26 protein-coding genes are annotated in these 22,615 nt (G+C 31.9%); 17 read left to right on the top strand and 9 right to left on the bottom strand.

All coding sequences use genetic code 11. The features are described from left to right. Window positions 1–171: 171 nt before the first annotated feature. The 4 genes from hflX (at window position 172) to glnA (ending at window position 4,624) form a co-directional block, all read left to right on the top strand. Window positions 172–1,455 (top strand): GTPase HflX, encoded by a 1,284-nt coding sequence (hflX, locus tag FS935_RS05620; RefSeq protein ID WP_275669574.1) that lies wholly within the window; start codon window positions 172–174, stop codon window positions 1,453–1,455. Beyond that, window positions 1,448–2,716 carry a methionine gamma-lyase family protein gene (locus tag FS935_RS05615; RefSeq protein ID WP_146946604.1) on the top strand — a complete coding sequence of 423 codons (1,269 nt, stop codon included), beginning with the start codon at window positions 1,448–1,450 and terminating at the stop codon, window positions 2,714–2,716. The genes hflX and FS935_RS05615 overlap by 8 nt, the downstream gene beginning before the upstream one ends. A gap of 111 nt (window positions 2,717–2,827) precedes the next feature. Continuing rightward, complete coding sequence (locus tag FS935_RS05610) at window positions 2,828–3,232, top strand: MerR family transcriptional regulator (RefSeq protein ID WP_146946603.1); 405 nt, start codon at window positions 2,828–2,830, stop codon at window positions 3,230–3,232. A gap of 57 nt (window positions 3,233–3,289) precedes the next feature. After that, complete coding sequence (gene glnA, locus FS935_RS05605; RefSeq protein WP_146946602.1) at window positions 3,290–4,624, top strand: type I glutamate--ammonia ligase; 1,335 nt, start codon at window positions 3,290–3,292, stop codon at window positions 4,622–4,624. Between the two features lie 207 nt (window positions 4,625–4,831). Here glnA and lexA read toward each other — a convergent pair whose 3' ends face one another. Next, window positions 4,832–5,452: a transcriptional repressor LexA gene (lexA, locus tag FS935_RS05600; protein ID WP_146946601.1), complete on the bottom strand. Its 621-nt coding sequence runs from the start codon at window positions 5,450–5,452 to the stop codon at window positions 4,832–4,834. Between the two features lie 157 nt (window positions 5,453–5,609). Between lexA and yneA the strand changes: the two genes are divergently transcribed. The 5 genes from yneA to FS935_RS05575 all read left to right on the top strand — a co-directional run bounded on the left by yneA (window position 5,610) and on the right by FS935_RS05575 (window position 8,230). After that, window positions 5,610–5,918 (top strand): cell division suppressor protein YneA, encoded by a 309-nt coding sequence (gene yneA / locus FS935_RS05595; protein ID WP_158638549.1) that lies wholly within the window; start codon window positions 5,610–5,612, stop codon window positions 5,916–5,918. A gap of 54 nt (window positions 5,919–5,972) precedes the next feature. Then, on the top strand, window positions 5,973–6,638 hold the full coding sequence (locus tag FS935_RS05590) for a YneB family resolvase-like protein (RefSeq protein ID WP_146946599.1): 666 nt from the start codon (window positions 5,973–5,975) through the stop codon (window positions 6,636–6,638). Between the two features lie 195 nt (window positions 6,639–6,833). Then, window positions 6,834–7,064, top strand: coding sequence for a DUF896 domain-containing protein (locus tag FS935_RS05585; protein WP_146946598.1), 231 nt, complete (start codon window positions 6,834–6,836; stop codon window positions 7,062–7,064). A 412-nt stretch (window positions 7,065–7,476) separates the two neighbouring features. Further along, window positions 7,477–7,926 (top strand): sporulation inhibitor of replication protein SirA, encoded by a 450-nt coding sequence (gene sirA / locus FS935_RS05580; RefSeq protein ID WP_146946597.1) that lies wholly within the window; start codon window positions 7,477–7,479, stop codon window positions 7,924–7,926. An 85-nt stretch (window positions 7,927–8,011) separates the two neighbouring features. Further along, window positions 8,012–8,230, top strand: coding sequence for a YneF family protein (locus FS935_RS05575; RefSeq protein ID WP_146946596.1), 219 nt, complete (start codon window positions 8,012–8,014; stop codon window positions 8,228–8,230). Between the two features lie 103 nt (window positions 8,231–8,333). On the opposite strand, the gene FS935_RS05570 is transcribed toward FS935_RS05575, so the two are convergent. Then, on the bottom strand, window positions 8,334–8,522 hold the full coding sequence (locus FS935_RS05570; RefSeq protein WP_146946595.1) for an aspartyl-phosphate phosphatase Spo0E family protein: 189 nt from the start codon (window positions 8,520–8,522) through the stop codon (window positions 8,334–8,336). A gap of 237 nt (window positions 8,523–8,759) precedes the next feature. On the opposite strand from FS935_RS05570, the gene FS935_RS05565 reads away from it, so the two are divergent. From FS935_RS05565 to FS935_RS05555, 3 genes are all read left to right on the top strand, one after another. Beyond that, the gene (locus FS935_RS05565; protein WP_146946594.1) at window positions 8,760–9,467 is read left to right on the top strand and encodes a cytochrome c biogenesis protein CcdA; all 708 of its coding nucleotides are present in this window, start codon (window positions 8,760–8,762) and stop codon (window positions 9,465–9,467) included. A gap of 201 nt (window positions 9,468–9,668) precedes the next feature. After that, on the top strand, window positions 9,669–10,028 hold the full coding sequence (locus FS935_RS05560; protein WP_146946593.1) for a response regulator: 360 nt from the start codon (window positions 9,669–9,671) through the stop codon (window positions 10,026–10,028). Between the two features lie 213 nt (window positions 10,029–10,241). Then, a complete protein-coding gene (locus FS935_RS05555) occupies window positions 10,242–10,727 on the top strand; it encodes a CcdC family protein (protein WP_146946592.1) in 486 nt (161 codons plus the stop codon). Between the two features lie 393 nt (window positions 10,728–11,120). Here FS935_RS05555 and FS935_RS05550 read toward each other — a convergent pair whose 3' ends face one another. The 4 genes from FS935_RS05550 to FS935_RS24385 form a co-directional block, all read right to left on the bottom strand. Beyond that, window positions 11,121–11,546, bottom strand: a complete 426-nt coding sequence (locus tag FS935_RS05550; RefSeq protein WP_146946591.1) for a DUF2621 domain-containing protein — start codon at window positions 11,544–11,546, stop codon at window positions 11,121–11,123. A gap of 117 nt (window positions 11,547–11,663) precedes the next feature. After that, entirely contained in the window at window positions 11,664–11,870 is a 207-nt protein-coding gene (locus FS935_RS05545; protein ID WP_146946590.1) for a hypothetical protein, read from the bottom strand. A 339-nt stretch (window positions 11,871–12,209) separates the two neighbouring features. Next, on the bottom strand, window positions 12,210–12,431 hold the full coding sequence (locus FS935_RS24390; RefSeq protein WP_338036901.1) for a spore coat protein: 222 nt from the start codon (window positions 12,429–12,431) through the stop codon (window positions 12,210–12,212). A gap of 106 nt (window positions 12,432–12,537) precedes the next feature. Beyond that, window positions 12,538–12,693, bottom strand: a complete 156-nt coding sequence (locus tag FS935_RS24385; protein WP_338036900.1) for a hypothetical protein — start codon at window positions 12,691–12,693, stop codon at window positions 12,538–12,540. 151 nt (window positions 12,694–12,844) lie between these two features. Here FS935_RS24385 and FS935_RS05535 point away from each other — a divergent pair, with 151 nt between their 5' ends. Beyond that, on the top strand, window positions 12,845–13,609 hold the full coding sequence (locus FS935_RS05535) for a DUF3891 family protein (RefSeq protein ID WP_146946589.1): 765 nt from the start codon (window positions 12,845–12,847) through the stop codon (window positions 13,607–13,609). Window positions 13,610–13,682: 73 nt separating this feature from the next. On the opposite strand, the gene FS935_RS05530 is transcribed toward FS935_RS05535, so the two are convergent. Further along, on the bottom strand, window positions 13,683–15,428 hold the full coding sequence (locus FS935_RS05530; RefSeq protein WP_146946588.1) for a sensor histidine kinase: 1,746 nt from the start codon (window positions 15,426–15,428) through the stop codon (window positions 13,683–13,685). Beyond that, entirely contained in the window at window positions 15,428–16,132 is a 705-nt protein-coding gene (locus tag FS935_RS05525; protein ID WP_146946587.1) for a response regulator transcription factor, read from the bottom strand. Before FS935_RS05525 ends, FS935_RS05530 begins: the two co-directional genes overlap by 1 nt. Before the next feature lie 149 nt (window positions 16,133–16,281). Between FS935_RS05525 and FS935_RS05520 the strand changes: the two genes are divergently transcribed. Continuing rightward, window positions 16,282–17,463 (top strand): DUF418 domain-containing protein, encoded by a 1,182-nt coding sequence (locus tag FS935_RS05520; RefSeq protein WP_240050830.1) that lies wholly within the window; start codon window positions 16,282–16,284, stop codon window positions 17,461–17,463. 15 nt (window positions 17,464–17,478) lie between these two features. Beyond that, on the top strand, window positions 17,479–17,649 hold the full coding sequence (locus FS935_RS23385) for a hypothetical protein (protein ID WP_158638548.1): 171 nt from the start codon (window positions 17,479–17,481) through the stop codon (window positions 17,647–17,649). Between the two features lie 373 nt (window positions 17,650–18,022). Here the strand turns inward: FS935_RS23385 and FS935_RS05515 are convergent, their stop codons facing one another. Next, the gene (locus tag FS935_RS05515) at window positions 18,023–19,792 is read right to left on the bottom strand and encodes an ABC transporter substrate-binding protein (RefSeq protein ID WP_158638547.1); all 1,770 of its coding nucleotides are present in this window, start codon (window positions 19,790–19,792) and stop codon (window positions 18,023–18,025) included. A gap of 155 nt (window positions 19,793–19,947) precedes the next feature. Here FS935_RS05515 and FS935_RS05510 point away from each other — a divergent pair, with 155 nt between their 5' ends. Both FS935_RS05510 and FS935_RS05505 read left to right on the top strand, forming a co-directional pair. Then, window positions 19,948–21,192 carry an MFS transporter gene (locus FS935_RS05510; protein WP_146946584.1) on the top strand — a complete coding sequence of 415 codons (1,245 nt, stop codon included), beginning with the start codon at window positions 19,948–19,950 and terminating at the stop codon, window positions 21,190–21,192. Between the two features lie 88 nt (window positions 21,193–21,280). After that, window positions 21,281–22,477, top strand: coding sequence for an EAL domain-containing protein (locus FS935_RS05505; RefSeq protein WP_146946583.1), 1,197 nt, complete (start codon window positions 21,281–21,283; stop codon window positions 22,475–22,477). Window positions 22,478–22,615: the final 138 nt, after the last annotated feature.

The raw sequence follows: 22,615 nt of genomic DNA, 5'->3' as shown, positions 1-22,615 counted from the left end.
ATTGATTTTATAGTGTGTAGGAATAAAGGTCAATTGATTTTTTTATTATGATAAACTTAAATTATAAATGAAGATTCTTGTTTTTGATTATACTAAAGAAATAATTAGAGATATGGTAAAATGTTTGATATGATTATAGAGCTAAAAATGGCGAAAGGATAGGTTTTCTCATTGAATAATACACTTGATGTTTTAAAAGAAAAAGTTATCCTAGTAGGGTGTCAACTCCAAACAATGAATGATGAACATTTTGTTTACTCATTGGAAGAACTAGGATCTTTAACAAAAACTGCAAATGGAGAAGTACTTACAATTATTACTCAAAAAAGAGAACGTCCCCATCCTGCTACCTATATAGGAAAGGGAAAGGTTGACGAAGTTTTAAATGTAGTTGAAGAGCTCGAACCAGATATAGTCATTTTTAACGATGAATTGTCACCTAGTCAACTAAGGAATTTATCGACAATTTTAAATGTTCGAATTATCGATCGCACTCAATTGATTTTGGACATTTTTGCCCAACGTGCTAAATCTAAAGAAGGTAAGCTACAGGTTGAATTAGCGCAGCTTCAGTATTTATTACCTAGACTAGTTGGACAAGGTATTTCCTTATCACGTCAAGGTGGAGGAATTGGTACAAGAGGACCTGGAGAAACTCAGCTTGAGACTGACAGAAGACATATTCGAAACAGAATAAATGAAATTAAACAACAGCTTTCTTCCGTTGTTCGCCACAGAAATCGATATAGAGAGCGTCGTCAAAAAAATCAAGCATTTCAACTAGCCCTTGTTGGATATACAAATGCTGGTAAATCTACAATCTTTAATCGGTTAACAACAGCGGGAAGTTTTGAAGAGGATTTGTTATTTGCAACTTTAGATCCGATGACACGGAAAGTTTTGTTGCCTTCTTCGTATCAAGCGTTAATTACTGATACAGTAGGATTTATTCAGGATTTACCAACTACTCTTGTTGCAGCATTCCGTTCAACACTTGAAGAAGTGAAAGAAGCTAATTTAATCTTACATATAGTGGATAGTTCAAATGAGGATTATGCTAATCATGAGCAGACAGTATATAAATTACTAGATCAGCTTGATGTCTCTGAAATACCAATATTAACAGTTTATAATAAAAAAGATCTAACACCCGCATCATTTGTACCATCACCTATGGAAGATTATGTGTCAATCTCTGCTTTTTCGGAAGAAGACTTGGAGAAGCTAATGAAAAAAGTTGAGGAGCTAGCAAAGGGTGGTATGAATCATTATGCAGTGGAAATACCTGCAAATGAAGGTAGAGTTCTTTCTCAATTAAAATCAGAAACGCTTATTACTTCATTTCATTTTTCTGAAGAAGATGAAATGTATAATGTTGAAGGATATGTACTTCCATCACATTCAATTAATGGTCAACTAGAGATGTACAATGGAGAGGGACAAGAACATGTTTAATCATTTAAAAAGTGGTGCACAACTAGCACCACTGGTTTCAAAAATTGAAAATAAAATTAGTGATGTTCACGATATGATTGATAAAAGAAGTGAATCCAATCAATTTAGGGTTTTACAAAGCTTTCAAAAGCATCGTGTCAGTGATTCCCACTTTATTCCTACAACAGGATATGGTTATGATGATGCTGGTAGAGACACGCTAGAGCAAATATATGCAGATGTATTTGGTGGGGAAGCGGGCTTAGTTCGTCCACAAATCATTTCTGGAACACATGCGATTTCAATAGCGTTATTTGGTATTTTGAGACCTGGAGATGAGTTAATATACATAACAGGAAAACCATATGACACACTTGAGGAAATTGTAGGAATAAGAGGTAATGGAGTAGGTTCCTTAAAAGAATATAACATCGATTATCAGACTGTTGACTTAAAGGAAAATGGACGCGTCGATTTTGATTCTGTTAGAAGGGTGATAAGTTCAAAAACTAAAATGATTGGTATACAACGATCGAAGGGATATGCAAATAGACCATCCTTTACAATCGAGGAAATTCATGAAATGATTGATATTGTTAAATCAATCAAAGAAGATGTAGTGGTTTTTGTTGATAATTGCTATGGTGAATTTGTAGAGGAATTTGAACCATGTCATATAGGAGCAGATTTAATTGCTGGTTCTTTAATTAAAAATCCTGGTGGTGGGATAGCTAAAACAGGAGGATACATAGTAGGAAAAAAACATTTAGTTGAGGCGTGTTCATATCGTATGACTTCGCCGGGTATAGGTGCTGAAGCTGGTGCCTCCTTATATAGTTTACAGGAGATGTATCAGGGATTCTTTTTAGCACCACATGTTGTAGGAGAAGCATTAAAAGGGGCTGTTTTTACTTCTGCGCTTCTCCAAGAAATTGGGATGGATACATCACCTAAATGGGATAGCAAAAGAACTGACCTTATTCAATCAGTTCAGTTTAATGACCCCAAAAAAATGGTAGCATTTTGTCAAGCTATTCAATATGCATCACCAATTAACTCACACGTAACACCATATCCTAATTATATGCCGGGTTATGAAGATGATGTCATTATGGCGGCTGGTACGTTCATTCAAGGAGCAAGTATAGAGCTTACAGCTGATGGGCCATTAAGGGCACCCTATGTTGCATACGTACAAGGTGGACTTACCTATTCTCATGTAAAAATTGCAATATCTCTTGCAATAGATTCATTGATTGAAAAGCAATTACTTTCACTATAAAAATAGAAAAAAACTTGCATTTACCATGTTAATAATTCTAACATGGTGTTGACATATTATATGACGTTAATTATAATAAAATTAGTTAGTTAAACAAAAGGAGCAAATAACATGAGTGATAATATTCGCCGCTCAATGCATTTATTCCCAATAGGAATTGTTATGCAGCTCACAGATTTATCTGCTAGGCAAATTCGATATTATGAAGAAAATGAATTGATTTTTCCTGCAAGAACAGAAAGTAACAGAAGACTATTCTCATTTAACGATGTTGATAAGTTACTAGAGATTAGGGCGCTTATCGAACAAGGTGTGAATCTAGCTGGTATTAAACAGATTTTCTCACGAGCAGAACACGCACATGCTGAAGGAAAACATGAAGAACCTAAAACTGTTGAAAAGCCTGACTTAAGTGATGCTGAATTGCGTAAACTATTAAAGTCTGAGCTCATGCAGGCTGGGCGATTTAACCGTCCGACTTTAAGACAGGGCGATATGTCAAGGTTTTTCCATTAATTATGAGCAACCAAAATTAAAATAAAATTTTTACCTGATTAGGAGAGGAGATTTACAATGGCTAAATACACAAGACAAGATATTGTAAGCTTAGTTAAAGAAAACAACGTAAAATACATTCGACTTCAATTCACTGATATTCTTGGTACGATTAAAAACGTTGAAATCCCAGTTAGTCAGCTAGATAAAGCACTAGATAACAAGATGATGTTTGACGGATCTTCAATCGAAGGTTTCGTACGTATTGAGGAATCTGATATGTACTTATATCCAGATATTAACACTTTTGTTATTTTCCCTTGGACTGCTGAAAAAGGAAAAGTAGCACGATTCATTTGTGATATCTATAACCCAGATGGTACTCCTTTTGCTGGAGATCCACGTAATAATTTACGTCGTCTTTTAGCTGAAATGGAAGAGTTAGGATTCACTGATTTCAACTTAGGACCTGAGCCGGAATTCTTCTTATTCAAATTAGATGAAAAAGGCGAACCTACATTAGAACTAAACGATAATGGTGGTTATTTTGACTTAGCACCTACTGATTTAGGAGAAAACTGTCGCCGTGATATCGTTTTAGAGCTAGAAGAAATGGGCTTTGAAATTGAAGCATCTCATCACGAGGTTGCACCAGGTCAGCATGAAATTGATTTCAAATATGCGGGAGCGATTAGAGCTTGTGATGATATTCAAACATTCAAACTAGTTGTTAAAACAATTGCTCGTAAACATGGTTTACATGCGACATTCATGCCAAAACCATTATTTGGTGTTAATGGATCAGGTATGCATATGAACTTATCTTTATTCCGTAAAGGTGAAAATGCATTCTTAGATACAAATGCTGATCTTCAACTAAGTGATACTGCTAGACAATTTATTGCAGGTATTATTAAACACGCACCAGCATTTACAGCAGTTACAAATCCGACAGTTAATTCATACAAACGTTTAGTACCAGGCTATGAAGCACCATGCTATGTTGCTTGGTCTGCACAAAACAGAAGTCCACTTATTCGTATTCCAGCATCTCGTGGTTTAAGTACTCGTGTTGAAGTACGTAGTGTTGATCCTGCAGCAAACCCTTACTTAGCAATGAGTGTACTTTTAGCAGCTGGTCTTGATGGAATTAAAAATAATTTAGAAGCTCCTAAACCAATAGATCGTAACATTTATGTAATGTCTAAAGAAGAGCGTGTTGAAAATGGTATTGTTGATTTACCAGCAACACTTGCTCAAGCATTAGATTTATTAAAAGCTGATAGCACGATGAAAAATGCACTTGGAGAACATTTATTTGAGCATTTCATCGAAGCTAAAGAAATTGAGTGGGATATGTTCCGTACGCAAGTTCACCCATGGGAAAGAGAACAATATTTATCAATGTATTAAAAAGAAAAGACCTTTCGTTTATTTAACGAAAGGTCTTTTCTATGTCAGTAAACTTTTTCTATCGGTTACTAGGTTTTATAATTATAAAATAGTATAAATATTATATTTTTAAAGTGTTGGTGAGCTATAAACCATTATTTTAATATTGAGTGCAAAAAGTATATAATTTATGTTACTAAAAAAGCTTACCCTTTGGGGTAAGCTTTTTTAGTGTATTGAGCGATAAACTCCAATAACTTTTCCTAGTATACTTATATTACGTAGAATAATAGGTTCCATTGTAGAGTTTTCAGGTTGAAGTCGAATATAATCTTTTTCTTTGAAAAATCGTTTGCAAGTTGCTTCATCATCCTCTGTCATTGCGACAACAATATCCCCATTATTAGCTGTTTGTTGTTGTTTGACAATTACTAGATCTCCATCAAGAATTCCAGCTTCAATCATACTTTCACCCATGATCTCCAGCATGAATATCTGTTCTTCTGGTGTTACATATCGATCTGGCAGAGGGAAATATTCTTCAACATTTTCGATAGCTGTTATAGGTAAACCTGCTGTTACTTTTCCGATTATAGGAACGTTAATGACATTGCTCTTAGGAATTATATGTTTATCTTCTTCTAGTATTTCAATTGCACGCGGTTTTGTAGGATCTCTTCTAATTAGACCTTTAGACTCTAGTCTAGCCAAATGACCATGAACAGTTGAACTTGAAGCTAGTCCTACTGCTTCCCCAATTTCACGAACGGATGGTGGATAGCCTTTTTTCTGAACTTCATCTTTTATAAATGTTAATATATCTTGTTGTCTTTTTGATAGTTTCGTCATCCTTTGTGACACCTCGGATCCATGTAATATATGTGTATTATAGCATCATTTACCTATGAGTACAAACATAAGTTCGAGAAAAGCCTTGACTAGAACGTTTGTTCCTATTATAATAAAAGTATCAAAAGGCGAACAAATATTCTATGAGGTGATTATAATGAATAAATTATCAGTATGTTATATCCTAACTTTTATTGTATCTATACTAGCAATTACTTTAATTGTTTCATATACGGGAGCAGACAGTCTGGAAAACTATCATAAAGTTGAAATTAAGGAAGGCGATAGTCTATGGAGTATAGCAGATGAATTTCAGAAAAAGACGGAGATTTCGAAACAGGATTTTGTAAAATGGGTACAAGAAAAAAATAATATTCATTCTACATTAATTAAACCGGGAGATTTGGTAGTTGTTCCAATTGAAAAAACTGATTTTTATCATATTGAGCAAATAGCAAGTGAATAAATGTGAAAGATATAAATGAGAAATAAAGTCTGAATAGTTTGGCGGTGATTGATATTGAAAGCTGTTGTGTATTGCAGAGTAAGTACTAATAAAGAATCTCAAGAATCCTCAATAGAAAGACAAAAAGAAGAATTAAAGAATCTAGCATTATTACATAATATTGAGGTTATTAAAATAATAGAAGAATATCATAGCGGGTATGATGTCGATCGAGACGGAATAATAGAAGCACTTTCAATACTTAAAGACAAGAAAGCAGAAATTCTTCTTGTTCAAGATGATACAAGATTAGGTCGTGGTCATGCTAAAATCGCATTATTACATGAAATTAGGAAGCTTAATGCAAAAGTATTAACTCTTAACGAAAAGGGTGAACCAGAGCTTTCTGAAACTGATATTATGATATTAAGTATACTTTCTACTGTTGAGGAATTTCAACGTAAATTAGTTAACTATAAAATTAGTCGTGGAATGAATCGTGCAATTAGGGATGGATATAAACCACAAAGAAATTTAGGTAATCTAGGACATGGTGGCGGAAAAGAGAAGATACAAGTACCAATTGAAGAAATTATAAATCTCCGTAACAAAAAGCTTACATTTCATGAGATTGCAGCAACATTAAGAGGTGTAGGATATGATGTTAGTAAAGCCACCGTACATAGAAGATATAAGGAGTATACTGAAAGTCAGGTCGTGAGTAGTGAAGAATTTAATTGAAGTTATGTGACTTCAATTTAGCTTATATCAATAAGTTGTTTTTTTTCTCTTCTTTTAGTATTATGACTTGTATGTTCTAGTAATGAGCTAACTTTTATAATCTTTAAGGTTCCATCTACTAGCAGAAGTGATATTACGAATAAGTATTACTTTATACTTTTACTTTAAAAGTATAAAGAAGGGAGAGATATATTGATGTTACCTAAATTAAAAATTGATCGTATAAATGAGTTATCCAAAAAAGCAAAATCAAGTGGATTATCGGAAGAGGAAAAGGTAGAGCAGAAGTCACTTCGAGAAGAATATTTACAAGTATTTCGCTCTTCTATGAAAAATACATTAAAAGGTGTAACTGTTGTAGATCCGAATGGGAATGATGTGACCCCTCAGAAGTTGAAAAATGAGAAAAATAAAAACTTACATTAAAAAGAATGGGATCTAAGTATTTAAGCTAATGATAGACCCGAATTATTTGGTGATTTTCAATTATTTCTTCGCCTAATAGTTCGGGTCTTTTTTTTGCTGTCTGCAATAGATTTTTAAATTTTGCATACTATTGGTCAAATTTTTAAAAACCTACAATTTAGTGGGACAATACTATAATTAAGAACTTACTACTTATTATATACTTCGGAAAAGCTCTTACTAGAGATCAAAAGATTATATTGAAAAACTCAAACAAAATTTCTTTTTTTAACCAAAATAATATAATGTTTTAGTATTAATTTACTAGATATATTATTTCGACAAAACTAGTGGCTTCTTTCTCCGCTTTCAGACAATTATTGCTTTCAATTTCTTTTATAATAATTGTATTAGAATGGATGAGGTGAGAGAAATGGTGAGGCACTATTATATTTATTTAATAGAAGAAGAATTTGCAAGTCACTACTTTGGTCGAGAATCAAAAATCTATCATCTGTTTCAGGACTTTCACTGGACAACAGTTCGATCTAACCATGTAGATACACTTGAAAAACAAGTGAATTATATAACAAAACCTATACCAATATTATTTATTCATCAATTACTTAGTACTCATTTATCGGCTAGACAAGACTATCAGAATTTACATCATATACATAAAATTGAAATTCGTGGTAATAGAGGTAATGCAACGCTAATTGTTAAGGACTCGCATTTAGAGCTTTCTTCTGATGGAAGTTATGAGGCAGAAACTATTTTCTTTGAAGTATTAAGAAAATTTGATCCTTGTTTTTTAGCGATGGATTTACAAGGTGAACGGTATGGATGGTTAAATCCTATTAAAGAAAGAAATTTTGTATAAAAGTGAGGAAATTATACTGCAAATGTTGTATAATGTCATAGGGTTTAGTACACTGTAAGATAGACAACATGAAGGAGGAAATATAATGGAATTATGGGTTGTTATTCTAGTAGGCATCCTAGCATTACTTGCTGGTGTTGCTCTAGGATTTTTCATCGCGCGTAAATATATGATGACTTATCTAAAGAAAAATCCACCAATTAATGAGCAAATGTTAAAAATGATGATGATGCAAATGGGTATGAAGCCATCTCAAAAGAAAATTAATCAAATGCTAAAATCTATGAATGGCCAAATGAAATAAAATCCCGTTTTACGGGCTTTTATTTTTGATATACGAGAGATAGATCGGGTATCGAAAAATAAATGCATAGTAAAAGCACGCAATTATAGCGTGCTTTTACTTTTTAGGAACAAGCTTGTTTGTTTTTTGTTTTTGACGAATTATGGTCATCTCTAATATATTGTGTTAGTAGTTTATCAAGTTCTTGACTATATTTTAATGATATAGTTGAATTTAGCCCATTTTTTAGGACAATGTCAATTAGTTCAGCTCGTTTCTTTTCAATTATTTGGAGTAATTCTTGTTTAGACACGAGAACTTGTCCTTTCTGTAAATAATTTATTGTACATTAATTATACCCTTTATTTGGAATTGGTTCAAAGGAAGATAATGTAACAACAATGAATCTATTATAATGCCTATTTAGTATGTATGAAAAGAGAATATGTAAGTTGTTATTAAATTGACATAAAAGTGTCACAACTTTTAATTATTGATTTATTGGTTAATTTGCTAGAATAGAGAAGACACTCTCTATAGGAGGAATACCATGGCTGATGTAAATGTTTTTTTAGCTTTCGGAGCTGGATTTTTATCTTTTATTTCTCCGTGTTGCTTACCACTATATCCTGCTTTCCTATCGTATATAACAGGAGTTTCTGTTACTGAAATAAAATCAGAAAATGCTCTCTTGCAAAAAAGGAGTTTACTACATACTATCTTTTTCTTGATAGGTTTTTCAGCAATTTTTATTGCCTTAGGTTTTGGTACGTCATTCATTGGAGAGATTTTTCAAAATTATCAGGACCTTATCAGACAAATAGGAGCAATACTAATTGTTGTTTTTGGTTTAATGACTATTGGAATTTTCACACCAAGTTTTTTAATGAAAGAACGTCGATTTGAATTTAAGAATCGTCCAGCTGGATATCTTGGTTCATCTTTAATTGGAATGGCATTTGCTGCTGGATGGACACCGTGTACTGGGCCGATTTTATCTGCTGTTATTTGGATGGCAGCTTCAAATCCAAATTCTGCAATGATTTATATGATTGCTTATATTTTAGGTTTTGCTGTTCCGTTCCTTGTCTTATCGTTTTTTATTGGCAAACTGGGGTGGATTAAAAAGCATAATTTCAAAATAATGAAAGTTGGAGGATACATTATGATCATTATGGGAATTCTCCTATTTTTTGATATAATGACCTCGATCATCATTTTCTTAACGCGAATTTTTGGAGGTTTTACAGGATTTTAGTCCTGAGATAAAAATATTATAAAAAACAATTTTATGCCATATTTACTATACCAAGTGAATATATTTGTTATAATATAAGTATGCGTGATAGATTTTGCTTGTTAGGCTTTTGCTTAATTTGCAACGATCAATCGCCTTCACAAGAAGAAGTTTGACTATAATCATCAGGCTTCCTTTATCATGTTTGAGGAGGAACTAGGCGTGGCTAGAATATTAATTGTTGATGATGCCAAGTTTATGAGAATGACTTTATCAAATATATTAATAAAGGCGAATCATGAGGTCGTCGGAGAGGCTGAAAACGGCTTGCAAGCTGTTGAGCTGTTTGAAAAAGAGAAACCTGACTTAGTTACTATGGATATTACGATGCCTGAGCAGAATGGTATCGAAGCACTGAGGGAAATTAAAAGTCAATACCCAGATGCGAAAATTATAATGTGTTCAGCAATGGGGCAGCAAAAAATGGTTGTTGAAGCGATTGAGTCAGGTGCAAAGGATTTTATTGTAAAACCTTTTGATGAGAATCGTGTATTAGAAGCTATTACTCGTGTTCTAGGTTAATAATAGAGCAAACCATTTAAGTCATACCTTAAATGGTTTTTTATTTTTATTAGTTTTTGAACTATGTTGATTGAGATTAGTAACTTTTTTAGTTGAAGTTTTACTTAATATTATTGTACTACAAAGTGAAAATGCTTAAAGAAGATTATAGGTAATTTAGTAATTTTCGTTTATACTAAGACTATTAGCTGTCTAGTAAAGGAATTGATATATTTGACCACAGTTATTTCATCTATTTTTGCAGTTTTTATGGCCTTGTTTGTCTTATTTATTAGAATGAGGTCAGCTAAAAAGCCTGCGACCGCAAAAAAAATTATACTTCCACCTATTTTTATGAGTACTGGCGCACTTATGTTTATTCATCCATTTTTCCGAGTTTCAGGCTTTCAAGTTATTGAAGCTTTATTAGTTGGTATGTTTTTTTCAATATTCTTAATTAAAACATCTTCCTTCGAAGTTAGGGATGATAAAATTTATCTAAAACGTTCTAAAGCGTTCGTATTTATTTTAATAGGATTATTAATTGTTCGTATTATTATGAAATCAGTTTTAAGTAGTCATATTGATATTGGAGAATTAAGTGGGATGTTTTGGATTCTAGCTTTTGGTATGATTGTTCCATGGCGAATTTCTATGTATCGCTCATTTCAGAAGGTTCAACAAAAGCTGAATGGATCAAATAATAATGTTCTTACTTGAAATATTAAAAGATGCTGGGACATAATTAAGGAAGTCAACCAAAAGACGAATAAATCTAAATTCAGTTAAGCTGAAAGAAACAAGTTCGTTCCATTGCGCTGCAGACACTCGCTTTCCACGGGGAGGAAGCTGAGCCTCCTCGGCATGCCTGCGGGGTCTCAGCCTTTCCTCAATTCCCGTAGGAGTCGAGTGTCTTCCGCTCCATTCCACTAGTTCTTAGAATTAGTATGCAAAATCAAATAATCTATTAATGACAGCAAATAAAATCCCGAACTATTAGGCGAATGATTAATTGATATATCACCTGATAATTCGGGTTTATCATCAGCTTTACCACTTATGTCCCAGCCTCTTTTATTATTAACTAAAATAGATACTATACTATACCCGTAATTAAAATAAGGCTTTGTAAGGAGAGTAATCTATTTGTTTTTCTTTTAATCTTTTCATTAAGAATTTATGATCTCTCTTAGGGGTAGCCATTATATATCCGCGTATAATTAAGTCTAATGTAATTGTTGATGAGTTTTCTTTCAAAGCAAGCTGACCAATTCTGCCTGCTATTTTAGCACGGGCCACATCTCGGAATAACTCTGGAACTGGTTCTACTAAATCCTCTAATAAATCTTTCTCTTGTTGCTTCCATAGATGTTTCGTTTTTTCTAGATAATAGTCTTGCCAGTCTAAATCTGATTTCCCATCTTCTTTAGGTAGTCTTTGTAAAAATTTTCGGAACATGAAAAAACCACCGATTGCAAACATTGAAATAAGGAATACGACCCAAAATAATATAAACCACATAAACCAACCATCTAACATTTTTTATCACCTCAAACAAAAACAGTTTAATAAATCGGTATGGACAGTAAAACATATTTATATTAATAACATAATGATTACTGTTGTAATGAGTAATTGTTTTAAATTAATTAATGTTTATTCGTGATGCCCGAAAGCATGATGTTCTTTAGCTAAAAGGAGTAAGGATTTCTTTACGGCTTCAACTTTCTTTCGGTCGTAAGAAGATGACATTAAACCATTCAACTCGGCCTGAACATGGAAAATAGCGTGCTTGTAATAAATATCTACACGAATGGTACCGACGTCTGTTGGTAAATACAAAAATTCATTTGTATGTAACATAGTAGCTCCTCCTAGAAATACACCATTAATCGTCGTCATTTCAAAACTCAATAATATAATTCATACATACTTTTATAATATCAGAAAAAGTGCAATATCACTATTATTTTAGGAGAAAAACTAAATCTATCATCGTATCTCAAAAAAATTTCAAATAAAAAAGTGACTACACTTAACGTGTAGTCACTTATTATCCCCTTCGACCCGTACATGGTTAAGTGTCCCGCAACAAGCGAATGTTTCGAAGGGGATAATGTTTTAAATCTTAACATGTACAAATCTCTTTGTAAAGCAATAGTCAAGACTAAATAATGGAATTTCCTCAATTTATGTTTTAATCTATTGCATATATTTAGGTTTTTGATTCATTGCTCCACTATTAGATGATGTAGTATATGCATTTAACATTTGGTTCATATCCTGTTGTTGTAATTGTGGAACTTGGTAGTAGTTGTGTTTGTTTTGATATAAGAATATTTCGTGTGCCATTTCAATAAAGTTAGGTACACTCTCAGCTACTACACCACGTAATACAGGGTTAGTAATTTCACACGCTGCCATAGTTAATGATCCTGACATCCTGACATTGACTTACATTGACAAAGCATAAAACCTGAAATGCATTGTTCTGTAAGTTCATTAACAGCTTGGACTGGTTTTTTGGTTGTTAAGGCTTTAAGCCATAGATAATATCATTGCTTTGTTGCATTTTATAGCTTTGGGTTGGATGTGTAGGATCATTACCAGTAGTAAATGCTTCTACCATCACATTGTAACAGTCATTCATAAATGTATGCTGACGTTGTTGGGTTATTTGGTACATAAATATAGTGCGCCTTATATAATAAAATCATGTACACTTAAAATGAATATAAAAAGGGAAAATTACCATTTATTGAAAGTTTTTTTGCAGATTTTATTGATTGGAGATCATAATCTTTATTTTACAAATATAAAAGAGGGAGCTTTAATAGATGATCGTATATGAAACAGCAACATCTTTTGTAATGACTGAGCAACATGAACATGCACTTTTATCAGAAACATTTGCAAAGCATTGGAAAGATGAATTATCTATTTACAACGAGAAGAAAGAAGATGCACTTTTTGCTATTGCACAACATGATAGGTCATGGATTGATATGGATGCATCACCAGTGTGGAATGACAAATCTTCACAACCATATAGCTTTATTGATTTTCCTGAATCAATAAAATTATCATTTTATACAAAAGGTTTGAATGAAATTCAAAATAGCAGTTTATATGCTGCATTAATTTGTAGTATTCATTACGTGAATTTCTTCGATGACTTAGAAGCAGATTTGAGGATAACGAACTTTCTTAATCATGAACATAAAAGGCAGAAGTATATTAAATCAACGATTCAATGTGATGATAATGGAATGAAATTTTATTATGATTTATTAAAATTATGTGATTCTCTTTCTTTATTTGTATGTATGCAGGAAGCTGGTGCAACAGGAAATAAAATTCATAAGTGGTTTCAGCAGGGGATCTCACAACCATTTTCTTTTTTACCAGAGAATAAATTTCAGGTTGTTTGGCATAATCAAAATGAAATAAGTGTAAAACCTTTTCCTTTTAAAAAGGATTTCATAGTTAGAATTCCAATGAGATTTGTACTTAAAAAACATATACAAGAACTCGGAATTATTGAAGCGTTTGCTAAAACACCTATAAGCATTCGCCAAGTTCGAGTTCTTTATGAGCAATAGTTTTTATAAATTTACGTGTTGGAACATTGGTAAATAAACTATTCCAACACGTATGTAATGAAATGGTCTTTTTTTAAGACGGAGGGAAACTTATTTTAACAATTGTTCCTTTATTTAATTCTGTTTCTACATCGATTGTGGCTTTATGTAATTCTGCAATTCCTTTAGCGATGTTCATTCCCAAGCCAGTACCATCGACTTTTTCTTCTGTACTAGTTCCTCTATGATAGCGACTAAATAATTGTTCACGTGTGTTATTATCCATTCCTATTCCATTATCCTTTATAGATAAAATTGTACAGTTTGTAGCAGATTCATACTTTACGGTTACTGTAATCAGAACACCTGGAGGGTTGTGTTTAATACTATTAAATATTAAGTTATCCACCATTCTTTCGAACCATTTTTTATCAATTGCTACATAGGTTGCTTCACAGCTTTGTTGAAAATAAAAAGATGTATTGGTAATAGTTCTATCTTTCTGAAATTTAGTTACTATATTATTTGTTATACAATTTATGTTAGTAAGCTCGATTGTGAGGGGAAGTGCTTTATTTTTTAACTGAAATGTTAGCATAAAATCCTCTACAAGAGTATGCATATAGTCACTTTTTTCAATAATGGTATTTCCAATCTCAATTAATTCCTCTTTAGACCAATCATAATGACCACTTTCAAGGATATGGCCATAACCTTTCATTGAAGAAAGGGGAGTTCTTAAATCATGTGAAATTCCGGTTATCCATTCTTCTCTCGTTTTTTCTAATTGTTGTTTTTCTTTTTCTGAAGCTGATAGTCTTTCTGTCATTTCATAAAATGCGTTTATTACTTCTCGATATAAACGGTACCTTACACGTACTTTACCATTTCTACGGAATATTTTTTTGCGTTCCTTTTCAGTTAATACTTCGTCATACTGTCTGTTACCCATTCGTTCTAGCCAGCTTGTGAAAATTAATAAAGGCTGTCCATAACGAAACCCGTTCCATATAGAAAGTGAGATTGTAAGGGTAAAAACTGTAGCGCCTACTATAACAGTTGCAATAACAAATTGTTCTAAGGTAGTTAACTTAGACGGTTCTTCTTTTTCTTTTGGAGTTATGTGTAACCATATTAAATCTGAAATAGGATCGTGATAAAAAGAGGTTCCTGATAAGTAAAGACCAGGTACTTTTTCTCTAACTAATAAATCTAAAGGTAGGTATTGATCAATATGATCATCCTTGTTCCCGACAGATTGGATAATATCTCCATTACCATTTATAACATGAATTGTTTCATTATTTTTTAGTAATGTTTTATCTATCTCTTGCAGATCCTTTTGTGGAATTTTGCCATTAACACTATAGGTAGAGAAAAGATTTTTTAGTTTTTTTGTTTGTAAATCATCAAAACCGAGTATAAAGTAATAAGGCTCCGCATATGTAGTATCAAGATCAGAAACAGTAGTATATTCATTTACCATTTTTGTTTGATTGATTGTATGAATTTCACTAATTGAATAATATTTTGGAATGTCAGAGGGGGTATTATAACTTTCAATGACACGACCGTTTTTATTAATAATTTGAACCCACATCTTTTTTTTCTTAAGCAATCCTCTCCAATTTTGGGGAATAACAGCTTGATCATTTTTAATTTCTGTTTCAGTTATGATTCCTTCGAGTGAACCTTCAGTAAGATTCATTTTTAACTCTTCGTTTACAATATGTGTTAAAAGTAACATAAATAAAATAACGACAATTAATGCAATAGCAATAGAAATGCAAATGAATTGTAATGAAAAATGAAAGATTAATCTATTTCTAAGTGATTTCATTAGGAAGTCCTCACTAATTTATAACCTAAACCCCTTACTGTAATGAGTAGTTTTGGGTTACTAGGATCTTGCTCAATTCTTTCTCTAATTCTGCGAATATGCACGGCCACAGTATTATCATCACCATAATGATCAAATCCCCAAACAGCTTCAAGTAATTCTGTTTTTGATAAAATTTTATTAGGATGTTTACAAAAATATAATAACAACATATACACTTGTGCAGGACAAAGGACAGGTTGATTCTCAACAAATAATTCTCCTGATTCGGAAAAAAGAATAAAACGACCAAAATCATATTTAGTAATGGCATATTCTTGTAACTGAGTCATTTTTGTTGTTCTTCTTAAGAAAGCTTTTAATCTAGCTACAATTTCTAACGGATTAAATGGCTTTGTTACATAATCATCGCCACCGATTGCAAAACCAGTTAAAACATCCAAATCAGAAGTTTTTGCAGTTAAAAACAAGACATATGCTTGTGATAGTTGTCTTATTTTTGGTAAAGCATCAAATCCACTTTGATCTGGTAGCATGACATCTAAAATAATAATGTCAACAGTATGATTCTGTAAAATTTGTAATGCATCTTTTATACAAAAAGCTTTATTTATTAGTTGAAAACCTTCCTTTCTCAATACTGTTTCCAACATTTTTACGATGGCTTTCTCGTCATCAACAATTAGTATTCTTTTATCTTCCATCTTGTGTCACCTCACAACAATCCTAGCATATGAACCTTACCAGAAGTTAAACAAAATTGTAAAAATTTAACCGCTCGTAATATGGTGGTTTCTTTTACGAAAGCTTGAGAAAGTAAAGTAAATGTATCAATGTGAGAAGAGGGTTGAAAATGAAAACTTCAAGAGTTAAAGCAATAGATGCTTTGAGAGGTTTTAGTTTGTTAGGTATTTTGCTGGCAAATATGTTGATCTTTCAATATGGAATATGGGGAAAAGATGAGCTTCAATATTATTCTGTTTCACCCAACGATAAAGTGTTTTATTATGTTATAAAGATTTTTGTTGAAAGTAGCTTTATGCCAATTTTCACATTTCTTTTTGGTTATTCCATGATAAAGATGAATGAGAGCTTACAGATGAAAGGAATGAAAATAAAAAGGACCTTTATAAAAAGAGCAATCATCTTAGTGGTTCTTGGTTTCCTTCATTCAGAGTTTTTATGGGAAGGAGATATATTACTTTTTTATGGATGTATGATGATCTTTCTTTTAATGTTTTTAAATAGAAAGCCAAAAACCTTATTAATATGGGGGATGCTATTACTTTTTCTCACTTCATTAATAGGTTATGGAGGTGTTATTGAAGAAACTCCTTCAGAAAAAAATCAAATGAAAGAGTATGTTCTTCAAACAATTGATGTTTATGGAAACGGCAGCTATTCAGAGATTAGGCATCATCGAATAACTGAAATGCCACTTGATCTTTCAGATGAGTTATTTTTCATTATTGTTTTACTTATGCCTATATTCTCCGCATCATTATTTTTAATTGGTATGTATGCTGCTAAAAGAAACTGGTTCATGAATTTAGAAAGAGAGAAGATCTATTATTGTGTTGGAGCCTCTGTTTTGTTGCCTATTGGCATTATTTTCAAAAGTGTTTATTTATTTGTTCCAGATGGTTCATGGAGTGGGGTAATGGGGATGCTTGGAGGAAATCTCTTAGCTTTAGGATATATCTGTTTGTTTGCATTATTATATACCATTACTCAAAACTACAAATTAGTTAAAAAGTTTGAAGATATTGGGGTACTCTCACTAAGTAATTATCTACTTCAAACAATAATCTTTACATTTATTTTCTATGGCTATGGACTTGGACAATTTGGAAAGCTTGGACTAATAAATGCTAGTTTGATAGCTCTAGGAGTATTTACGCTACAACTGTATGTTAGCTCGTGGTATCTTAAATATTTTAAAATGGGTCCTGTGGAAAAAGTGTTAAGGTTTGGTACTAATATTACTCTTAAACGAAAAAAAGATCATAATCACGAAAATTCTGTTCAATTATAAAGGGATGGTATTAAAATGAAAAGAATAATAGTAGGCATCATGATCGCATTAATTGGGATGTTTATCACTATTTTTGGTTTGTATATAACATCTAATTTAGATGATAATCGAATTTATCGTATGAGTGGATATGGACTGGTGTTAATAGGAATATTAATTGCTCCTGACTATCAATCAAGAAAATAACAGTTCTCATCGTAATGATTAGAAAATTGCCACTAAATAATTAATGAAAAGAGGCTACCAATTAAATTGCTTTGGATAGCTTCTTTTTGTTTAAGGCTGTTTTCGCAAACTTTGTTGCTATTATATACTCGAGAAATCAGCACAGTAGTCAGTCTAGTTGCATCTTTTCTTCATCAAATGTTAGCTTTATATGTGAAAATACACTGTAACTACTGTAAATTTTGGTTACATAGCAACAATCTTTCAGAAAAGAGCCTTGATTAATCAAATGAAATTGTTCTACGCATTTCATTTTAAAATACATTTTTGCTTTTGCTCTTATTATTCTTCCAATTAATGCAGTTTATTATCTAAATGTTCTCAAAAAAACTTATCATAAAAAATCAGGTTGAATCCAAATCTTTTTGAAATCTATTAAACCATATGAATTAAATTCCATTCCTTTTACATGAGATTGATAATTTAGTGTATTAGTTGAATGGTACAAAAAATGAAGAACTAAGTTTTCCTTTAAATAACTTTCGATTTTCAGTAATGATTGATATCTTTCGTTTGTATCTTCACTTCGCTTAAAAAATCTTAATTGGTTGTCAATATATTTCTTTACTTCTTTTGGTAAATAAGGTCTTATAAAAGAGAACTCACTTTCGAAAAGCGTTAATAAGCTTAATTCAGTGTCTTTACTTAATATAGATGAAAAAAGGATAAAATCAGCATGACTGTTCACCTGAAGCTTAGGAATTGCTTCAGGTGAAATTGGATTAATATTGATTGATAAACCAATGTATTCTGCTTGCTTTTTTATCCATGAAGCAGTTTCATGACCTTCGTTTAAATGAAAATAAAATAGTTGTAGGGTTTCCCCAGAATAATTACTTTCCTTTAGAAAATTCTTAGCTCTTTCTATAGAGAAGTTCTTCGTTTTACTATTTACACTAATCTTTGGTAGAAAACTATTCGCTATTGAGATGCGATTGCCACCTAGTTCTTTAATCATTGTTGTAGGATTGACTAAGTTTATGAGTGATAGACGAAGATTTTTATCTAGAACTGGACATTTTTTCACAGAATTAAAAATCAAAAATCTACTACCTAATAGTTGTTGGTGATGTGTTATGTCTTCTGTCTTAGATTCAATAGCTGTTGTTTCTAATTGCGACATATTATTAGGTATCTGTTGTGAAAATTTATCCATCCAAATGTCTACTTGGTCTATTAGTGCTCTTTCTTGGAAATAAAACTGAAATGCTTCTAATTGAATAAATTGCTGATCATGTTTTTTTACAAAAAAAGGACCTGTGCCATTTGGCTTATCTCTATGATCATAGAGATGATGTAAAATGGCACATTGAAAAGACGAAATGACTCTTGGGAAAAAGTAATTTACTTCTGTTAGATGAAACCTAATAATATGATCACTTAGAATTTCTACTTCCTTAATATCTTTAATTAAGGAATGAATAGTAGAACAGGGAGTATTAAGTAGTTTATTAAAAGTAAAAGCTATATCCTTTGACGTAAGAAAATCACCACTATGAAACTGCACTGACTTTCTTAAAAGAAAAGTCCACTTCTTTCCACCTTCCTTTGGTTGCCAATCATAAGCTAGTGAAGGCAACAGTTTCTCTTGCTTTTCATCGAATATAACAAGGGTATTGTATATTTGACTTATTAGATGTGCCTCTGAGTACAATTGCACATTTATGGGATCCAAAGTTGATATTTCTTGTGGAATCAACAGTTTTATTCTGCTAGTAAGCTCTGAATCTTTTATTTCTATTTGTGGTCCAAGTGATTGATGTAGGAGGCGGTAAATCTCGTGTAGTCCGTCTTCTGATAAATATGAATTGGCAAAATTGATGACATCTTTTACTTTATTTTCAGTTACCATTTCCTTAACATACAAGCTAGCAACCTCTGTAAAGGTCAGAGAAAATATAAGTGAAGACCGATTTCCTCTACCTTTTCCAGGAATCCATTTAAGATAATTCATGAACATGAAATTTTTTATCAAGTAAATTGTATTTCTGTCTGAAGTAGATAAAATACTTGATAGTTCCTTAGAAGTAACCTTAATTTCTTCGTTATTTTTCCTCATGATAAACTCATTTCTTAATAACAATAAATACTCAATTTTTTTCATGATTTTCTCCATTCAAATAAAAGGTGCAAAAACTATAAATTTTTTTCACTTTTATTCATTTTATTTCAGTATTACATTTAATACAACGGATATCTGAAATGCGATAGAAACTGCAAATATGTTTGCTAGTAAAATCCTAATAAGGAGGTAAATACATGCTAACACTTTTAAAGGATAAAATTTATATACGCTATTGGTTGGCGGTTGTCGTTTCTTTTTTAGGAGATGTTATGACTTTAACTGCTGTGTTATTTTTAATTGGAACAACAACAGCTAGTCCGTTTTTGATCAGCTTAGTGTTCGTAGCGCAATTGTTACCAGGTGTTATTCTTGGACCTTTTGTTGGACCGCTCATTGATAAATTTTCAAGAGGATGGGTGATGTTTTATGCTGATATTTTCAGGTGTTTTATTGTGTTTTGTATGATGGCTTTTATTGAAAGTCCAACTTTATTGATTGTGCTTGTTTGTCTTCAGGGAGTCGGTACCGCTATCTTTGAGCCTGCAAGGATGGCTTCTATCCCTACTATCGTAGGATTTCACCGTATACCTGAGAGTATTGCGTTGTTTCAAACAACACTAGCTGTTATAAAGCTAGCAGGACCAATTATTGCCGGTGTTTTACTAGCTTTTCAATCTATTACAATCGTATTATTTCTTGATGCGATCTCTTATATCGTTTCAGCAACATTAATCTTGAGCCTAACTGTTATTAGAAAGCAAGAAGTTTCCACCCAGAACCATTCTTATGTGAAACAGTTACTCATAGGTGTTTCTGAAATGTTCAGAGTACCAATTTTGCTCTTTTTAATGATTTTATTATTACCAGTTTTGATTTCAGTAGGAATGTTTTTAACGAATTATAAAGCGGTACTTCTACAAGTATTTCAACTTACAAATCTTGAGTTTGGCTTAATGGAGGGTGTATATGCTTTCGGAACTGTAGTAGGAGCAATAATTAGTTCTGTTTTAATAAAAAAATACACTCATTATAAATTTTTATATGCTTCAATTGTTGCTCTAGGTCTATGTAATATGTTCGTGTTCGTTGTTGAGAAAGTCTTCTTTTTAGAATTGCAAATATATCTTGGGATATTGATAGTTTGGTGCTTGTTCCTTGGACTTACCAATGCACTATTAATAATTCCGACTAGCACTATATTTCTGCAGAATATACCTGAGATGATTAGGGGGAGAGGAACGGCAATCTTTTATTCCTTTTTTAATTTATATATATTAACAGGAACACTAATAGGTGGATTAGTTGGTACTAAATTAAATGTCATTTTAACAATGGAATTATCTGGTATTATATTACTTTTGACAGCTATAACGTATCCGTTTTTCGCAAGAAGTACTTTTATGAAAAAGATCCAAGCACAACCTGCATATAATAGATAAAAAATAGCATTCTATTCATTAACGTTGACATTATATGTTATAATTACTGACATGTGAATGAGTTTATTATTTTGTCGGAGATGATTAGGTGAATGCATTAGATATCATAACAGATTTGAGTAAAGTAAAGCCTTATTATCAGGCCATTTTTAGTGCAGACAGTCATATGGTTATAGGCTATGAAGTTTTAGGGAGAATTGAAACAAATAATGGAATAAAGAGTCTTGGAGCATTTTTCCATGATCCAACTGTACCTATAGAATTTAGTTTGCAAGTGGATGGATATATACAAACAGTAGCATTAGAATATCTTTTAAAGCACAATGAGAAAACACTTTTATTTATTAATGTTAATGTTAATCATATTTTAATAGATCAAGATGAGAGTCTCCTATCTAGACTGATCACATATAAAAATAAGGGCTTAGATCTTTCTCAAATTGTCATAGAAGTGACAGAGCATAATGTTAAAGGGGTTATGCACAAGGTTGTAACTCTTTGTAAAAAGCTTAAATCGATGGGTGTGAAAATTGCGATTGATGATGTAGGAATTGGGGCTAGCAATCTTGATCGAATAGCAATGCTTGAACCAGATATTCTTAAAGTTGATATTCAGGCACTTAAAAATCATGAACATTCAACCTCATATGATGGTGTTTTATACTCATTAGCATTATTATCCCGAAAAATTGGTGCTGAATTGCTGTTTGAAGCAGTAGAAGATCGTGAACAGTTTCACTATTCTTGGAAAAATAATGGTCGTTATTACCAGGGATATTTCTTAGCAAAACCAGATTCTTCATTCTTAGAGAAAAAAACCTTTAAAGATCGCTTTAAAAAGGATATTTATAATTTCATCCAGTTAGAAAGGAAGAAATATCAATCTGAGTATCGTCTTGCTTATCATTTAAACTTTGAAGTAGAGAAATTAATTAAGGAATTACCAATGGAAGATGTATTTGATTTGGATAGTTGGACTATAAATGTTGCTGGAAAATTAGATTCCTTTTGTATAAGAATATATATTACAGATGATCATGGCTATCAAATTTCTTCAAACGTAACGAGAAATAATGACGTTTGGATTCTGAACAATGATTATAAAGGAAGAAATTGGAGTTGGAGACCATTCTTTATTGAAAACTTAGTGCGAATGGACGAAGAATCAAAAGGTATTCTATCTGATACGTATAGTGATATTGAATCAGGTGAGGCTGTTCAGACCTTCTCTTATCCAATTACTGAAAATGCCTATCTTTTTATTGATATTCTTGTAAGTGAATAAATTTCTACATCCTAGGGTTTTAATTAACTCTAGGATTTTTATTTTATTATAGCTAAAAGATAGTATTTTCCAAATTAGAAATAAGAGGTAAAATAACATATGAATATCTTCCTATTACATTTTCACTGTTTGATAGCT

Origin of the sequence: Metabacillus litoralis (genome assembly GCF_007994985.1) — a bacterium.
Classification (GTDB): domain Bacteria; phylum Bacillota; class Bacilli; order Bacillales; family Bacillaceae; genus Metabacillus; species Metabacillus litoralis.
The sequence above is the reverse complement of the archived record's forward strand: the minus strand, read 5'-3'. Positions and strand labels throughout refer to the sequence as shown.

What these genes read in the sequence shown, in the direction of transcription:
- FS935_RS05525 (WP_146946587.1), bottom strand. Translation starts at nt 16,132, where the DNA reads ATGGAAGATAAAAGAATACTAATTGTTGATGACGAGAAAGCCATCGTA.
- FS935_RS05515 (WP_158638547.1), bottom strand. Translation starts at nt 19,792, where the DNA reads ATGAAAAAAATTGAGTATTTATTGTTATTAAGAAATGAGTTTATCATG.
- FS935_RS05575 (WP_146946596.1), top strand. Translation starts at nt 8,012, where the DNA reads ATGGAATTATGGGTTGTTATTCTAGTAGGCATCCTAGCATTACTTGCT.
- FS935_RS05565 (WP_146946594.1), top strand. Translation starts at nt 8,760, where the DNA reads ATGGCTGATGTAAATGTTTTTTTAGCTTTCGGAGCTGGATTTTTATCT.
- FS935_RS05535 (WP_146946589.1), top strand. Translation starts at nt 12,845, where the DNA reads ATGATCGTATATGAAACAGCAACATCTTTTGTAATGACTGAGCAACAT.
- lexA (WP_146946601.1), bottom strand. Translation starts at nt 5,452, where the DNA reads ATGACGAAACTATCAAAAAGACAACAAGATATATTAACATTTATAAAA.
- FS935_RS05520 (WP_240050830.1), top strand. Translation starts at nt 16,282, where the DNA reads ATGAAAACTTCAAGAGTTAAAGCAATAGATGCTTTGAGAGGTTTTAGT.
- FS935_RS05530 (WP_146946588.1), bottom strand. Translation starts at nt 15,428, where the DNA reads ATGAAATCACTTAGAAATAGATTAATCTTTCATTTTTCATTACAATTC.
- FS935_RS05550 (WP_146946591.1), bottom strand. Translation starts at nt 11,546, where the DNA reads ATGTTAGATGGTTGGTTTATGTGGTTTATATTATTTTGGGTCGTATTC.
- FS935_RS05585 (WP_146946598.1), top strand. Translation starts at nt 6,834, where the DNA reads ATGTTACCTAAATTAAAAATTGATCGTATAAATGAGTTATCCAAAAAA.
- FS935_RS05510 (WP_146946584.1), top strand. Translation starts at nt 19,948, where the DNA reads ATGCTAACACTTTTAAAGGATAAAATTTATATACGCTATTGGTTGGCG.
- FS935_RS05610 (WP_146946603.1), top strand. Translation starts at nt 2,828, where the DNA reads ATGAGTGATAATATTCGCCGCTCAATGCATTTATTCCCAATAGGAATT.
- yneA (WP_158638549.1), top strand. Translation starts at nt 5,610, where the DNA reads ATGAATAAATTATCAGTATGTTATATCCTAACTTTTATTGTATCTATA.
- sirA (WP_146946597.1), top strand. Translation starts at nt 7,477, where the DNA reads ATGGTGAGGCACTATTATATTTATTTAATAGAAGAAGAATTTGCAAGT.
- glnA (WP_146946602.1), top strand. Translation starts at nt 3,290, where the DNA reads ATGGCTAAATACACAAGACAAGATATTGTAAGCTTAGTTAAAGAAAAC.
- FS935_RS23385 (WP_158638548.1), top strand. Translation starts at nt 17,479, where the DNA reads ATGAAAAGAATAATAGTAGGCATCATGATCGCATTAATTGGGATGTTT.
- FS935_RS05615 (WP_146946604.1), top strand. Translation starts at nt 1,448, where the DNA reads ATGTTTAATCATTTAAAAAGTGGTGCACAACTAGCACCACTGGTTTCA.
- FS935_RS24390 (WP_338036901.1), bottom strand. Translation starts at nt 12,431, where the DNA reads ATGGCAGCGTGTGAAATTACTAACCCTGTATTACGTGGTGTAGTAGCT.
- FS935_RS05545 (WP_146946590.1), bottom strand. Translation starts at nt 11,870, where the DNA reads ATGTTACATACAAATGAATTTTTGTATTTACCAACAGACGTCGGTACC.
- FS935_RS24385 (WP_338036900.1), bottom strand. Translation starts at nt 12,693, where the DNA reads ATGTACCAAATAACCCAACAACGTCAGCATACATTTATGAATGACTGT.